Source organism: Streptomyces sp. NPDC005483, from assembly GCF_040606035.1.
In the GTDB taxonomy this organism is placed as follows: Bacteria; Actinomycetota; Actinomycetes; order Streptomycetales; family Streptomycetaceae; genus Streptomyces.
The window spans coordinates 156,715-172,294 of sequence record NZ_JBEXEA010000001.1 but is presented as its reverse complement, the minus strand read 5'-3'; the positions used below and the strand labels follow the sequence as shown (position 1 = coordinate 172,294).

The 15,580-nt window shown below is 70.1% G+C and carries 12 protein-coding genes; 4 read left to right on the top strand and 8 right to left on the bottom strand.

Annotated features, from left to right (window positions below):
- The first annotated feature begins 99 nt into the window (after positions 1-99).
- From ABZT06_RS00760 to ABZT06_RS00750, 3 genes are all read left to right on the top strand, one after another.
- Complete coding sequence (locus ABZT06_RS00760; RefSeq protein WP_355732767.1) at positions 100-969, top strand: hypothetical protein; 870 nt, start codon at positions 100-102, stop codon at positions 967-969.
- A gap of 89 nt (positions 970-1,058) precedes the next feature.
- Positions 1,059-1,190, top strand: coding sequence for an LPFR motif small protein (locus tag ABZT06_RS00755; protein WP_256122763.1), 132 nt, complete (start codon positions 1,059-1,061; stop codon positions 1,188-1,190).
- A gap of 94 nt (positions 1,191-1,284) precedes the next feature.
- Positions 1,285-3,657, top strand: coding sequence for a Tex family protein (locus tag ABZT06_RS00750; protein ID WP_355732763.1), 2,373 nt, complete (start codon positions 1,285-1,287; stop codon positions 3,655-3,657).
- 78 nt (positions 3,658-3,735) lie between these two features.
- On the opposite strand, the gene abc-f is transcribed toward ABZT06_RS00750, so the two are convergent.
- From abc-f to ABZT06_RS00730, 4 genes are all read right to left on the bottom strand, one after another.
- Positions 3,736-5,379, bottom strand: a complete 1,644-nt coding sequence (gene abc-f, locus ABZT06_RS00745) for a ribosomal protection-like ABC-F family protein (protein WP_355732760.1) — start codon at positions 5,377-5,379, stop codon at positions 3,736-3,738.
- 49 nt (positions 5,380-5,428) lie between these two features.
- Positions 5,429-6,457, bottom strand: coding sequence for an oxidoreductase (locus ABZT06_RS00740; protein WP_355732757.1), 1,029 nt, complete (start codon positions 6,455-6,457; stop codon positions 5,429-5,431).
- Positions 6,458-6,671: 214 nt separating this feature from the next.
- Positions 6,672-8,372, bottom strand: coding sequence for a BCCT family transporter (locus tag ABZT06_RS00735; protein ID WP_355732754.1), 1,701 nt, complete (start codon positions 8,370-8,372; stop codon positions 6,672-6,674).
- 87 nt (positions 8,373-8,459) lie between these two features.
- Positions 8,460-10,469: a Xaa-Pro dipeptidyl-peptidase gene (locus ABZT06_RS00730; RefSeq protein ID WP_355732752.1), complete on the bottom strand. Its 2,010-nt coding sequence runs from the start codon at positions 10,467-10,469 to the stop codon at positions 8,460-8,462.
- Positions 10,470-10,630: 161 nt separating this feature from the next.
- Here ABZT06_RS00730 and ABZT06_RS00725 point away from each other — a divergent pair, with 161 nt between their 5' ends.
- Positions 10,631-12,124 carry a M1 family metallopeptidase gene (locus ABZT06_RS00725; RefSeq protein ID WP_355732749.1) on the top strand — a complete coding sequence of 498 codons (1,494 nt, stop codon included), beginning with the start codon at positions 10,631-10,633 and terminating at the stop codon, positions 12,122-12,124.
- A 31-nt stretch (positions 12,125-12,155) separates the two neighbouring features.
- Here ABZT06_RS00725 and ABZT06_RS00720 read toward each other — a convergent pair whose 3' ends face one another.
- The 4 genes from ABZT06_RS00720 to ABZT06_RS00705 form a co-directional block, all read right to left on the bottom strand.
- Complete coding sequence (locus ABZT06_RS00720; RefSeq protein WP_355732746.1) at positions 12,156-12,860, bottom strand: DUF6766 family protein; 705 nt, start codon at positions 12,858-12,860, stop codon at positions 12,156-12,158.
- An 86-nt stretch (positions 12,861-12,946) separates the two neighbouring features.
- Positions 12,947-13,360 carry a hypothetical protein gene (locus ABZT06_RS00715; RefSeq protein ID WP_355732743.1) on the bottom strand — a complete coding sequence of 138 codons (414 nt, stop codon included), beginning with the start codon at positions 13,358-13,360 and terminating at the stop codon, positions 12,947-12,949.
- Between the two features lie 33 nt (positions 13,361-13,393).
- Complete coding sequence (locus ABZT06_RS00710) at positions 13,394-13,870, bottom strand: macro domain-containing protein (RefSeq protein ID WP_355732740.1); 477 nt, start codon at positions 13,868-13,870, stop codon at positions 13,394-13,396.
- 39 nt (positions 13,871-13,909) lie between these two features.
- Complete coding sequence (locus ABZT06_RS00705; RefSeq protein WP_355732738.1) at positions 13,910-15,376, bottom strand: amino acid permease; 1,467 nt, start codon at positions 15,374-15,376, stop codon at positions 13,910-13,912.
- Positions 15,377-15,580 lie beyond the last annotated feature (204 nt).

Here is a 15,580-nt window from a genome sequence, read left to right as displayed (position 1 = left end):
GGCCGGCGCCCGATGGCGGCAATGACGAGTTCCCCACCTTTCCTGCCATGAAGGCCACCCCCGCCGAGCAGATACCAAGCGGTCGGTAACCTGCACACCATGACTACTGCCGTCCTGGAACCCCGCGCCGGCCGCCGCTGTCACAACCCGCTCAACTCCGTGCACGCCGCGCACTACTTCTCGCCCGACCTGGGCAGGGAACTGGCCGCGGTCGGCGTCACCCACCCGAGGGCCGTCAACTTCGCGGTGCGGGCCGCCGCGCTGGGGCCGGTCGGTCCAGGGGCGGTGACGGCCGCGTTCTACAACTACAAGCACGAGCTGGTGGCCGAGCACCTGCCCGCGGTGTGGCGGACCGTAATACCCGAACAGGTCCTGGCGGCACGCGCGCGTGCCGTCGACACGACCCTGCGCCGCCTGCTGGGCGACGAGACCGTGGCCTCGGACGCGATGGCCGAGGCCGCGCGGCTCGCGCTCCGGGCCACCGAGGCCTGCTCGCGCGCCGCGCGCCCCCTGTACTCCGCACACGCCGACCTGCCGGTGCCCCAGGAGCCCCACCTGGCGTTCTGGCACGCCGCGACGCTGCTGCGCGAGCACCGGGGCGACGGACATCTCGCCGCCCTGATGTCCGCCGAGCTCGACGGTCTGGAAGCCCTGGTGACCCACACCGCGACCGGCCGGGGCATGACGCCGTCATGGGTGTTCACCACACGCGGGTGGACCCGGCAGGAGTGGGACGCGGCCGTCGGACGGCTCCGCGGACGCGGACTGCTGGACGCCGACGCCGAGCTCACCGAGCGCGGCGCCGCCCTGCGGGACGAGATCGAGACGCAGACGGACCGGCTCGACCGGGCCCCGTACGAGCACCTCGGTGCCGATGGCGTACGACGGCTGACCGAGCTCGCGGTCGGGTTCGCGCGTACCGCGGCGGCCGCGGGGGCCTATCCCGCGGACCTGATCGGCAAGCGCTGATCTTTCGGCGCCTCGAAGATTGCCGGGCGGTCTGGGAGGTACCCGTTCCTTTCCTGGTCGTCGCGGCCGGGAGAGGAAAGGGGATTCACATGTTCCGCGCGATCGCAGACGTCCTGCGCCAGATCGGTGGCGCCATCGCCACCGTGGTGACCCTGCCCTTCCGGGCCGTCGCCCGGCTGTTCGGCGGTGCGTCCAGCTCCACGAGGAGCCGCAGGGCCTGATGACCACGGCCCGATGACCGCGCCCTGATCCCCGACTGTCGGTGCCGCCTGCCACAATTGCCGCGCAACCTCAGTGAGAAGGCGGTACGGGATCGTGACGACACCCGGGTCCAGCGGGTCCAGCAGCGCAGGGTCGATCGAAGGCAGGATCGCCGAGGAACTCGGCGTACGGGAGCGGCAGGTCAAGGCTGCCGTGGAACTGCTCGACGGCGGTTCCACGGTTCCCTTCATCGCCCGCTACCGCAAGGAAGCGACCGAGATGCTCGACGACGCGCAGCTGCGCACGCTCGAGGAGCGGTTGCGGTATCTGCGGGAGCTGGAGGAGCGGCGGGCGGCGATCCTCGACTCGGTGCGCGAGCAGGGCAAGCTCACCGAGGAGCTGGAGGCGCGGATCCTGGGCGCGGAGACCAAGGCGCGCCTCGAGGACATCTACCTGCCGTTCAAGCCGAAGCGCCGCACCAAGGCGCAGATCGCGCGCGAGGCAGGTCTTGAGCCGCTGGCCGAGGGTCTCCTCGGTGACCCGGGTGTCGCTCCGCTCGCCGCGGCCGCCGCGTTCGTCGACGCCGACAAGGGCGTGCCGGACGCGCAGGCCGCGCTGGACGGCGCCCGGGCGATCCTGACCGAGCGCTTCTCGGAGGACGCCGACCTGATCGGCGAGCTGCGCGAGCGCATGTGGGTGCGCGGGCGGCTGGCCGCCAAGGTGCGGGAGGGCAAGGAGGAGGCTGGCGCCAAGTTCGCCGACTACTTCGACTTCGCCGAGCCCTTCACCAACCTGCCCTCGCACCGCATCCTGGCGATGCTGCGCGGCGAGAAGGAGGAGGTCCTCGACCTCGTCCTGGAGCCCGAGGAGGCCACGGAAGGGCCCTCGTCCTACGAGGGCATCGTGGCCCACCGGTTCGGGATCGCCGACCGCGGCCGTCCCGGCGACAAGTGGCTGAAGGACACCGTCCGCTGGGCCTGGCGGACCCGCATCCTCGTGCACCTGGGCATCGACCTCAGGCTGCGCCTGCGGACGGCCGCCGAGGACGAGGCGGTCAACGTGTTCGCGGCCAACCTCCGCGACCTGCTGCTCGCCGCCCCGGCCGGCACACGCGCGACGCTCGGCCTGGACCCCGGCTTCCGTACGGGCGTGAAGGTCGCCGTGGTCGACGCGACCGGCAAGGTCGTCGCCACCGACGTCATCCACCCGCACGTCCCTGCCAACAGGTGGGACGAGGCGATCGCCAAGCTGGCCCGGCTCGCCAAGGAGCACGCGGTGGAGCTGATCGCGATCGGCAACGGCACGGCGTCCCGCGAGACCGACAAGCTCGCCGGCGACCTCATCACCAGACACCCGGAGCTGAAGCTCACCAAGGTGATGGTGTCCGAGGCGGGCGCCTCCGTGTACTCGGCCTCCGCGTTCGCCTCGCAGGAGCTGCCCGACATGGACGTGTCGCTGCGCGGCGCGGTCTCCATCGCGCGCCGGCTCCAGGACCCGCTGGCCGAGCTGGTGAAGATCGACCCCAAGTCGATCGGCGTCGGCCAGTACCAGCACGACCTGTCCGAGGTGAAGCTGTCGCGTTCGCTGGACGCGGTGGTGGAGGACTGTGTGAACGGCGTGGGGGTCGACGTGAACACCGCGTCCGCCCCGCTGCTCTCCCGGGTCTCCGGGATCACCTCCGGCCTGGCGGAGAACATCGTGTCGCACCGCGACGCGAACGGCCCGTTCACGTCCCGCACCGAGCTGAAGAAGGTGGCCCGGCTGGGCCCCAAGGCGTACGAGCAGTGCGCGGGCTTCCTGCGGATCCGCGGCGGCGTCGACCCCCTGGACTCCTCCAGCGTCCACCCCGAGGCGTATCCGGTGGTGCGGCGGATGGTGAAGACCGCCGGGCAGGAAGTCGCCTCCCTCATCGGCAACACCGGGGTGCTGCGCTCGCTTCGGCCGCAGGACTTCGTGGACGAGACGTTCGGTCTGCCCACCGTGACCGACATCCTCAAGGAGTTGGAGAAGCCGGGGCGTGACCCTCGGCCCGCCTTCAAGACGGCGACCTTCAAGGAGGGCGTCGAGAAGATCTCCGACCTGGTTTCCGGGATGGTCCTCGAAGGGGTCGTGACGAACGTGGCGGCGTTCGGGGCGTTCATCGACGTCGGTGTCCACCAGGACGGTCTGGCGCATGTGTCGGCGCTGTCGAAGACCTTCGTCAAGGATCCGCGGGATGTGGTCAAGCCAGGCGACATCGTCAAGGTGAAGGTGCTGGACGTCGACATCCCGCGCAAGCGGATCTCGTTGACGCTGAGGCTGGATGACGAAGCGGCGGTGGCCTCCGGCGGAGAGCGGCGACAGCAGCAGCGGGGTGGGCGGCCGCCTCAGCAGCGGCAGCAGCAACCGCGTCAGCAGCAGCGGTCGGCGCCTGCTCCGGGCAACAGTGCGATGGCTGATGCTCTGCGGAAGGCCGGGCTGCTCGACTCCAAGAAGAAGGGGCGCTAGCGGCCGTAGGGGCTGCGGGGCTGTTGTGGCTGGTCGCGCCCACGCGGCGGAGCCGCACATCGATACAGCCCCGCGCCCCTAACGAGTTTCCGTCACCTTGCCCGATACGACCTCCAAGCGGCGCGTCACCCTCACCGCGTCCAGCATTCGGCGGTCGTGAGTGACCAGCAACAAAGTGCCCTCGTAGGCGTCCAGCGCTGACTCCAGCTGTTCGATGGCCGGTAGGTCCAGGTGGTTCGTCGGTTCGTCCAGAACCAACAGGTTCACACCCCTGCCCTGGAGCAATGCCAGCGCCGCCCGCGTCCGCTCCCCCGGTGACAGCGTCGCCGCCGAGCGCATGACGTGGTCGGCCTTCAGACCGAACTTGGCCAGGAGGGTGCGGACCTCCGCCGGTTCCGTGTCGGGGACCGCCGCGCAGAAGGCGTCCAGCAGGGCCTCCTGGCCGTGGAACAGCTTGCGGGCCTGGTCGACCTCGCCGATCAGGACGCCGGAGCCCAGGGAGGACTGGCCCGAGGTCAGCGGCACCCGGCCCAGCAGGGCGCCGAGCAGGGTGGACTTGCCGGCGCCGTTCGCGCCCGTGACCGCCACCCGGTCCGCCCAGTCGATCTGGAGGGACACCGGGCCCAGGACGAAGTCGCCCTGGCGGACCTCGGCGTCCCGCAGGGTCGCGACGACCGCGCCCGAGCGGGGCGCCGACGCGATCTCCATGCGCAGTTCCCACTCCTTGCGCGGCTCCTCGACGACGTCGAGGCGTTCGATCATGCGCTGGGTCTGCCGGGCCTTCGCGGCCTGCTTCTCGCTGGCCTCGCTGCGGAACTTGCGGCCGATCTTGTCGTTGTCGTTGCTCGCCTTGCGGCGCGCGTTCTTCACGCCCTTGTCCATCCACGAGCGCTGCATCTGCGCCCGGTCCTGGAGGGAGGCCCGCTTGTCGGCGTACTCCTCGTAGTCGTCCCGGGCGTGCCGGCGGGCGACCTCGCGCTCCTCCAGGTAGGCCTCGTAGCCGCCGCCGTAGAGGGTGATCTGCTGCTGGGCGAGGTCGAGTTCGAGGATCTTGGTGACGGTGCGGGTCAGGAACTCGCGGTCGTGGCTGACCACCACCGTGCCGGCTCGCAGGCCCTTCACGAACCGCTCCAGGCGCTCCAGGCCGTCCAGGTCGAGGTCGTTGGTCGGCTCGTCGAGGAGGAAGACGTCGTAGCGGGAGAGGAGGAGGGAGGCGAGGCCGGCGCGGGCCGCCTGGCCGCCCGACAGGGAGGTCATCGGCTGGTCCAGGTCGACCGCGAGGCCCAGGGAGTCGGCGATCTCCTCGGCCCGTTCGTCGAGGTCGGCGCCGCCGAGGTCCAGCCAGCGCTCCAGGCTGGTGGCGTACGCGTCGTCGGCGCCCGGGGCCCCGTCGACCAGGGCCTGGGTCGCCTCGTCCATCACCCGCTGGGCCTCGGCGACTCCGGTGCGGCGGGCTAGGAACTCGCGCACGGTCTCCCCCGGGCGTCGCTCCGGCTCCTGCGGCAGGTGCCCGACGGTGGCCGTGGGTGGGGAGAGCCTGAGCTCCCCCTCCTCCGGCGTCAGCAGGCCGGCGAGCATCCTGAGCAGCGTGGACTTGCCCGCGCCGTTGGCCCCGACCAGGCCGATCACATCTCCGGGCGCGACGACGAGGTCGAGCCCGCTGAACAGGGAACGGTCGCCGTGGCCGGCGGCGAGGTTCTTGGCGACGAGGGTGGCAGTCATCAGACCGTCGATCCTAATGGCCGCCCGAGACCGGACGCTCCCCGGTTTCTCAGCGGGCCATCGCCTCCACCAGGACACTTCCCGAGGTCCGTGCCACCACGAACGATTCTCCCTTCACCGCCTTGGCGTCCAGGGCGATCCGGTGCCGGCCCGCTTCCAGGACGCCGTCGAAGACCTCCTGGGCGTGGCTTCGGTACAGCCGGTCGAGACGGTACGCCGTCAGGCGCACCCGGCACGGCGAGGTGACCTCGACGCCCGCCTCGCCGTCGGCGGCCACCAGACGGGTCAGCCGGCGCCGTTCCACCGGGCTGCGGTCCAGGGCGTGCTCTATCTGGGCCACGAGCAGCGGGACGATCGGGGCGAGACCGTCGACGTAGGCCACGTCGACGCCCGCGCGTGCGAAGGAGCGGCGTACGACGGCACGTTCCTCCTCGGTGACCGTGCGGCCGAAGGCGACGGCGCCGTAGCCGCGCAGTTCGTCGGCGGGGACGGCTCCCACCTCGCGGGTGACGTCGGCGCCGATGCCGATGGCGCGCAGGGCGGCGGCCAGCTTGGCGAGGACGGCGACACGGGCGCCGATGAGCAGGACACGGCGGCGGGCGCCCTCGGAGTCGCTGCCGCCCCGGAGCAGGGAGTCGAGGGCCGCGCGGTACTCGGCGCCCTGGAAACGGAAGGGCCCTATGCCGTGGTAGCCGTTGAGCCGGAGGTCCACGGCCTCGTCGGTCTGCCAGGCGAAGTCCCGCCAGACGAAGTCGTCGCCGTCCCGCTCGATGACGGCGGTGACGGCGCCGCAGGCGAGGTCCTCGCACTCGGGGCAGCCGTAGATGACGTGACGACCGCTCGGAAGCGGGGCGTCCGTCTCGCCCAGGAGGCTGCGGACCTGGGCGGTGAAGATCGCGGGTGGGACGTCGGAGGCGAGGGGGGAGACGGCGTCGAGGTCGGAGAGCTGGAAGAGGAGCGGGCGGCCGTCGACGATGAAGTCGACGAAGTCCCGGTGCAGTTGGAAGTCACCGTTGGCGAGGACTCCACCGGCACGCATCGCCGGTGCCAGGCCGAAGGTCGCGTATGCGGCAGACATGGTGTGAGTATTCCCGGCTTTGGGCCGGTCTGAGCACGGCATGCGTCATTCCGCTGACGCGGGGCGGCGCGGTGGCTCGATGTGCGCGAGGAGTCGGCGCCGTGACGTGGCGTCGTCGGCGTACGCGTGGTCGAAGGGGCACCGGTCGGAAAGAGTGTGACCGTCGCGCGCGGAGGAGGCGGACGGGCTCGCCTCCTCCCGGCACGCGCCGTACTCAGCTGTGGTCGTGGCCCAGCGGGTCGCCCTCCGTCTCGGTGCCGGGGCCCGGACCGATCTGGATCCCGAAGTCGCCGTCGTACTTCCGATGGCCCTCGATCACGGCGAGTTCGACGGCCTCGGAGCCCATCTCGCCCCGCACGATCAGCGGGTCCCGGCGCAGATCTCGCATGAGGGCCACGCACATGCCGATCATCACGAGCACAAAGGGTGCGGCGGCCAGGATCGTGAGGTTCTGCAGGCCGGTGAGCGCGTCGCCCTGGCCGCTGCCGACGAGCAGCATGATGGCGGCGACCGCTCCGGTGACCACACCCCAGAACACGACTACGAACCGGCCGGGTTCGAGGGCCCCCCGCTGGGAGAGCGTGCCCATCACGATGGACGCAGCGTCGGCTCCCGAGACGAAGAAGATGCCGACCAGGATCATCACGAGCAGGCTGGTCACGGTGGCGGCGGGGAACTCCTGGAGCACGCCGAAGAGTTGGCCCTCGGGGGTGTCCTCGCCGCCGAGCGCGCCGCCCTCCTTCAGCTTCATGGCCGTACCGCCGAAGATCGCGAACCACACGAGGCTGACCGTGCTCGGCACGAGGATGACGCCGCCGATGAACTGGCGGATGGTGCGGCCGCGGCTGATGCGGGCGATGAACATGCCGACGAAGGGTGTCCAGGAGATCCACCAGGCCCAGTAGAAGACGGTCCAGCTGCTGAGCCAGTCCGCGACGCCCTTGCCGCCGCTCGCCTCCGTGCGGCCGGCGAGCTGGGGCAGTTCGCCGAGGTAGGAGAAGACCGAGGTGGGCAGCAGGTCGAGCACGATGATCGTGGGACCTGCGATGAACACGAAGACCGCGAGGATCAGGGCGAGCACCATGTTGGTGTTGGACAGCCACTGGATGCCCCGCTCGATGCCGGAGACGGCCGAGAGCACGAAGGCCAGGGTCAGCACGGCGATGATCGTGACGAGCAGCCCGGTGCTGACGTCGTCCATCCAGTTCAGCTCCCGGAAACCGGAGCCGATCTGGAGGGCGCCGAGGCCCAGGGAGGCCGCTGAGCCGAAGACGGTGGCGATGATCGCGAGGATGTCGATCACCCGGCCCACGGTGCCGTTCGCGTGCCTCTCCCCGATGAGCGGGGTGAACACGGCGCTGATGGTCTGGCGCCGGCGCTTGCGGAAGGTGCTGTAGGCGATGCCGAGGCCGACCACCGCGTAGATCGCCCAGGGGTGCAGGGTCCAGTGGAAGAGGGTGGTGGCCATCGCCGTCTCCATGCGTTCACCGGAGTTGGCGGGATCGGTGCCCGGGGGCGGGGTGGTGTAGTGCGAGAGGGGCTCGCTGACGCCGTAGAACATCAGGCCGATGCCCATGCCGGCGCTGAACATCATCGCGACCCAGGACACGGTCTTGAACTCGGGCTCCTCGCCCTCGGCGCCCAGGTGGATGCGTCCGTAGCGGCTCATCGCGAGCCACAGGGCGAACACCACGAAACACGAGGCGGCCAGCATGAAGGCCCAGCCGCCGTTGTGGATCAGCCCGCCCAGCATGGCGGTGGAGACGTCCTCCAGGGAGTCCGTCGCCGCCCAGCCCCAGATCACGAAGGCCAGGGTGATGACGGCGGTGACGCCGAACACCACCCGGTCGGTCTCGTGGCCGAGAATGCCCGCGGGACCTTCCCGGCCACCTCTCTTCTTCAGGTCTTCAGTCATCTGCGGCACCTTCCCCTGGAGCGGTGGATACGCCGGTTTTCACACAGTTCCCCAGGACCTACCACAGGTGCCGCAGATCTCGACCGCTCAAGCAGCCGGCGTCGGGCCCCCCGATGCGGATCCTTGTCCGCCCTCGGGAACCCGGTGGACGGTGCGCGGAGCGCGGACCCCGTCGAGGGTCCCGGCCGCGTGTGGTACGACCGTCCCGGCGCCCTTCGTCGCGTGCGCGAAGGCGGAGGCGCCGCCGACCAGCGGGACGCGGGCCGAGGTGCGGGTCAGGTCGATCGTCAGGGTGGGCCTGGTGGACGGCGGGTCGATGAGGTCCTTGTCGGTGCCCGCGACGATCAGGGCGAGGCGGTGGCCCGCCGGGACGACGTGGTCCGTGGCGCCGAGGTCGAGGGTGATGGTGTACGCCGTGCCTGGGGTGAGCGGTACGCCCTTCCGGTTCGAGGCGTAGTTGCCCAGGTCGGCCCAACCGCGGCTGATCACCGTGTAATCAACCGCGGTGGTCTTCGCCCGGGTCTCCTTGAAGCAGGCGCTGTCGCCGGTGGTGCTGACGCCCCAGCAGGTGCGGTCGGTGAGGGTGGTGATGCCTTCACCGGAGGCCGCGTAGTCGCGGATGGTGTCGGGGCCGAGGTCCACGAGCACGGCGGAGAGGTGGGCCGTGGAGGTGGTCGGGGTCGCGGTGACCGTGACCTTGGAGGGGCCTGAGAGGCGGAGGTCCTTGGTCAGGCTCCCCGTGGTGAAGCCCGCATTGTCGGGGGTCGGCGTGTCGATCCGGGCGGCCCAGTCGGTCTCGCTGAGGGCCGGGTCGTCGGTGAAGGTCTCGGTGCCCTTGGCCCTGGTGAGGCCGAGGGTGCCGACGCCCGGCCGGGAACCCGGCGCGGGGCGCAGGGTGGCTGCCGAAGTGCCGTGCGGGGGCCAGGACTTGGAGGTGGCCCACTGCTCGGGGTGGCGCTCGATGTCGGCCATGGGCTCGCGGTCGATGCCGTTGTCGTAGCCGAGCAGTTCGTGGTCGAACCAGCGGTGCAGGGTGTCGACCCACTCCGCGCGCCGGAAGTCGAAGGGGTCGACGTGGCCCGTCTGGGAGAGCCAGATCTTGCGCTCGACGCCGTTCTTCGCCAGGGCGTCCCACCACGGGCCGACGTGCTGGAGACGGACGTTGAGGTCCTGCATGCCGTGGACCAGGAAGACGCTGGCCCTGACCTTGCGCGCGTCCTTCACGTAGTCGCGCTCGGTCCACAGCGGGGTCCGGTCACCGGTGCGGGGCGCCTGGTCGACGAGCTTCCGCTGGACGGCGGCGCACTTGGCGCGGGCGTCCGGGCTGTCGACGTAGTCGGAGAGCCAGTCGGGGCCGGAGTCGTAGAGCGGGGCGCCCTGGGAGAAGTAGTAGTCGTACCAGGTGGAGATGGCGCTGATCGGGACGATGGTCTTCAGGCCCTCGACGCCGGTGGCGGCGACGCCGTTGGCGATGGTGCCGTCCCAGCTCTTGCCGATCATGCCCGTCTTGCCGTCGGTCCAGGTGGCCCTGGTCTTCTGGGTTCCCGTGCGGCTCGTGTACGCCGTGGCGCGGCCGTTCAGCCAGTCGACGACCGCTTTGGCGGACTGGATGTCGGAGCGGCCGCCGACGTCCACGCAGCCGTCGGAGCGGTTGGTGCCTGCGAGGTCGACGCCGACGAAGGCGTAGCCGCGGGGCACGAAGTAGTTGTCGTAGAACAGCGGCATCTGGACGACGTGCCCGTTCGCGTCGTACGTCTTCAGCTGGCTCTCGTTGCCTCGCCCGCAGCAGGAGTAGTACGGGCTGGCGTCCATGATGACCGGGACCTTGCGGCCCCGCTGGGCGGGCTCGCGGGGCCGGACGATGTCGACGGCGACGCGGTCGGTCTTTCCGTCACCGTCGCCGTCGAGCCGGGTGTCCACCCAGACGGCCTCGCGGACGGCGTTCTCGTACGAGTAGACGGCCTGGCTCTCCCGCGGGGCCGGCCGCGCCTGTGCTTGCGCGGTCGCGGGCGCGAGGAAGGTCGCCAGCAGGGCGGCGGTGGCCGCGGTGGCGGTCGCGAGCGGTCTCCAGATCATGAAGCGCGTGCGTATCGACATGCGCGGACGGTACTGCGGTCAACTCCCGCGCAAAAGAGGGCCCCTTGAGACCATGTCGGCCGAATGGCGATCGTGTGACAGGGGTGGCTGTGGACACATCCAGCTCACAGGTGGTGAATAGGCTGCGAACAGACTCGGTCCCCCCACGACTTGGAGCTTTCGTGCACCGCAGACTCATCGCACCGGGCGCATTCGCGGCGGCCTCCCTGATGCTGGCGATCCCGGCGTCGGCGGCGGGTTTCTCCCCCGGCGCTCCGGGCATCGGCGACCCCTACTACCCGGACTACGGCAACGGCGGTTACGACGTCTCGCACTACGACCTGCGGCTGAAGTACCAGCCCGCGACGGACGAGTTGGAGGGTACGGCGACTCTTCTCGCGCGCACCACGCAGGATCTGTCGCGCTTCGATCTGGACTTCCTGCTCGACGTGAGCGAGGTGCGGGTGAACGGCGCCAAGGCGTCGTTCACCACCTCCGGCGAGCACGAACTGGAGATCACACCGAAGTCGCCCCTGCCCGCGGGCACTTCCGTCACGGTGGTGGTCCGCTACAGCGGGGTGCCGTCGTCCAAGCAGGCGTACGGCTTCACCAGTTGGCACCGCACCCCGGACGGCGGGGTCGGGGCGAACGAGCCCGAGGCGGCCTGGTGGTGGTTCCCGAGCAACGACCACCCGCTCGACAAGGCCACCTACGACGTGTCGGTCCTGGTGCCGGACGGCAGCCAGGCCGTCTCCAACGGCACGCTTCAGTCGACCAGTTCACGCCTCGGCTGGACCCGCTGGAACTGGCGCTCCGACAAGCCGCAGGCCACGTACCTGGCGACCCTGGCCGTCGGTCGCTTCGACATCACGACCGGGACGACCGAGGGCGGGATTCCGGTCGTCAACGCCTACAGCAAGGATCTCGGCGCCAACTACGGCGCCGCGCGGGCCAGCGTCGAGCGGACCGGGGAGATCGCCGACTGGCTGAGCGGCTACTTCGGGCCGTATCCCTTCGACGCGCTCGGCGGCTATGTGCCGAACACGAACACCGGGTACGCGCTGGAGACGCAGACCCGGCCCTTCTACAGCCCGCGCCAGTTCGCGAACGGCTCCAACACTTCTGTCGTGGTGCACGAGTTGGCCCACCAGTGGTACGGCGACCTGGTGTCCGTGCGGGGGTGGAAGGACATCTGGATCAACGAGGGCTTCGCGCGGTACGCACAGTGGCTCTGGTCCGAGCACGAGGACGAGGGGACGGCACAGGAGCTCGCCGACTACGTGTACGCCTCGCATCCGGCCGACGACGCGTTCTGGACGGTCGAGCCGGGTGACCCGGGGCCCGAGAACCAGTTCGACATCGCTGTCTACGACCGGGGCGCGCTGGCCCTGCAGGCGCTGCGGAACGAGATCGGCGACGAGGCGTTCTTCGCTGTGCTGAAGGGCTGGCCGCAGAAGCACGCGTACGGCAACGCTTCCGTCGCCGACTTCCAGAGGTACGCCGAGGAGGTGTCGGGGCAGCCGCTGGCCGCGCTGTTCGACACATGGCTGTTCCAGCCGTCTAAGCCGGGGGTGCCGGCGGCGCGTGCGGCGTCGATCGCGAAGGCGTCCGGCGCGCCGGTGCGGCCGAAGTCGTGGAAGAAGATCGCGGCGACGAACGACGTGCACGCCGATTAAAGGCTGAGGGCGACAGAGTCTGAGGGCGGTCCTATCCTTCGACCCCCGTCGAGGTGTGGGCCGCCCCGACCGGCTTGGACTCCGGGGAGCCGCGCTGTCTGAGGTAGACCGAGAGGATGGCCATGGAGGCCACCGCGAGGAGTTCGGACTGCCAGTTCTGCAGGGTGCGGCTCCAGAAGTCCGCGGATCCTATGTAGCTGCTCCAGCTGACGGGGGCCTCAAGCTGACGGAGCTGCTCCTCGTTGTAGGCGGCGACACCGCTGACCGACTGGGCCAGCCAGGAGAGGGCGAAGATGGTGCCCATGACCAGCCCGAGGGAGCGGGAGTAGAGCCCTTGGCGCAGTCCGCCGGCACCGGCCCAGCGCGGGGAGTTCCGGTGGGCGTACCTTCCGGCCTGCTGGTCCTGGTCGGACTCGGTTCCGGCCTTGTGCATCTCCTTCGACTCGGGCGAACCCCGCTGAAGGAGCCAGACGGTCGCCGTGATGTAGAGGAAGAACTGGAGGTACTCCGACTGCCAGTTCTCCGTCACGTCGACGGCGAAGTCGGAGGACATGAGGTATTCGCCGAAGCCGACCTGGGCGAGTCCCTCGGTGGTGAGCTGGTTGTTGAAGTCCGCGTAGCCCGCGATCGCCTGCCCGGCGAGGGCCAGCAGGAATCCGATGCCGAAGGCCAGAGCGAGTCCGTTGTCCCGCAGGAAGCCGCGGGTGCGGGTGGTCATGGGGGTGCGTGTGGTCATCGGTGCATCAGCCCCACGGCGGTGAAGTAGACCAGACCGCTGAGGACGACGACCAGGCAGAGTGTGAACATGGTCCGCATACGCCGTCAGCCTCCCTGGAGCGTGCACTGGTACGGCCGGCCCGGGCGGGGGGTGCAGCCGGCCGCGACGACTTTCCAGCCGTCGGGGAACAGGGAGAGGAAGAGGGTGTCCGCGTCCAGGACGATCCGGGCCTGTCTGCCGTAGAGGTCCACCCGCTGGGCGGTGCCGCCGAGGGGAATGTCCTGCGAGGAGATCGCCTTCTCGCAGCTCGACTTCTCGGAGTCCTCCAGTTCACTGCGGGTGTCCGGTGCGAGGGTGGTGCAGAGGCCTGCGGGGTCGTCGGCTCGCAACAGCCGTTCGAAACCGACGGCCGCGGACTCGGCGTCGGATCGGCGCTCTCCGACGCTGCCGCAGCCCGCGAGGACCAGTCCCAGCAGGGCCAGGAAGATCAGCGGGCTGACCCGGTGCGGCGTTCTCACCTGGTCCGGGTACCCGATTTCTCCCGGTTCAGCTCAGTCGTGGTCGTAGACGGTGACGGAGAGGCCCCGGTTCACCAGCCGCTCCGTGATCAGCGGCTCCACCCTGGACCACTTCCCGCCGGCCAGTCCGCACCCTATTCGTGGCATGTGCACGGACGCGCCGAGTTCGACGGCCTTGTCGGCCAGCCGTCCCAGGGCCTCGTCGATCGCCTCGTAGCGGACCGGCACGCCGTTGCTGCCCGTCCGTATGCCCCGCTGCCCGATCAGGTTGGCCACCCAGACATACGGCTCGACGGGCACGAACTGCGCGGCGCCCAGCCCGAAGTCGTTCGACGCGCGCCCTCGGTGCCAGGCGCGGTAGGCGGCCTCCGGCTCGGGCCAGCGCCGCGACACCGCGACGACGAAGCCCTTGCCCCAGCCCCCGATGTCGTTGCAGACATGCGCGATCAGCTTGACTCCCTTCACCGACGGAGCGGTGGCGTCGCCTCGGACGTACTTGATCTCCCCCATGACGCCACCGTAGAGGGCCCCACTGACAATGGCGCCTCGTCACTCCGCGAGGTCGGTCAGTTCGCGGTCGGCCGTGCGTTCGACCCTGCGGCGGACGCCGAACCAGCCGCCCACCAGGAGTGCCGCGATCACCGGGATGAGCAGGAGCGTCTTGCGGCCGACCTCGTGGTCGTTCCACATCATGCCCAGGCAGGCCAGCAGGAAGGCGATCGTGGTGACTTCGGTGACCGGGCTGAACGGGAGCCGGAAGGAGGGGCGGGTGAGCAGTCCCGAGCGTGCGCGGCGGACGAAGACCAGGTGGCAGATCATGATGATCACCCAGGTGCTGATGATGCCGAGGGAGGCGACGTTCAGCACGATCTCGAAGGCCTGGCTGGGCATCAGGTAGTTCAGGCCCACTCCGAGGACGCAGACCGCGCAGGTGAGAAGGATGCCGCCGTAGGGGACCTGGCTGCGGTTCATGCGGGCCGTGAACCGCGGGGCCGAGCCCGCCGTCGCCATCGAGCGCAGGATGCGGCCCGTGGAGTACAGACCCGAGTTCAGCGAGGACATCGCGGCCGTCAGCACCACCAGGTTCATCACGTCATCGGCCGCCGGCACGCCGATCTTCGACAGGACTGTGACGAACGGGCTCTCGTCCGCCGAGTAGAGCGAGCCCGGCAGGAGCAGGGCCAGGAGGACGACCGAGCCGACGTAGAACAGGCCCACCCGCCACATGATCGAGTTCACCGCGCGCGGGACGACCTTCTCCGGCTCCGCCGTCTCCCCCGCCGCGACACCGACCAGCTCCAGTGCGGCGTACGCGAAGATCACGCCCTGCATGACGAGGACGACCGGCATCAGGCCGTGCGGGAAGACGCCGCCGTTGTCCGAGATCACCGACACACCGGGCGTCCGGCCGCCCACCTCGTGCCGGGTGGCCAGCAGGAAGATGCCGATCAGCATGAAGCCGACGAGGGTGGCGACCTTGATGATCGCGAACCAGAACTCCATCTCGCCGAAGATCTTCACCGAGATCAGGTTCACGGCGAGGACCACGGCGAGCGCGATCAGGGCCAGCGTCCACTGCGGGATGTCGGTGAACAGGCTCCAGTAGTGCGTGTAGAGCGCGATCGCGGTGATGTCGGCGATGCCGGTCGTCGACCAGTTCAGGAAGTACATCCAGCCGGCGACGTACGCGCCCTTCTCACCGAGGAACTCGCGCGCGTACGACACGAAGGAGCCCGAGGAGGGGCGGTACAGGACCAGCTCGCCCAGCGCACGGACGACGAAGAAGGCGAAGACGCCGCAGACCAGGTAGGCCGCCGCCAGCGCCGGGCCCGCGGTGTGAAGACGTCCGCCGGCGCCCAGGAAGAGCCCGGTGCCGATCGCGCCGCCGATGGCGATCATGTTGACGTGGCGGGCCTTGAGGTCCTTGCTGTAGCCGGCGTCGCCCGCGTCGGCGGGCACCTGGGCCACGTCGGTGCGGGCGGCGGCCTGTGCCGATTGCACGGCGTCCTTGCTCACAGGTGGTTCCACTCTCTGGTGCGCCCCGGCGGGTCCCGCTCGGGTGTCCGGACGTGCGTCGGCCCGTGCCTCCTGATGAAAGGCACAGGCCGACGGGTCGCCTTCCCCGCAGGCAACCGCGCATGCGGTGGCGGACGTCACAGAGGGGCCCCTCCTCTCACATGATCGGAAAGGGGTTGCCGACCGGGTGTCACAGCAGTGGTG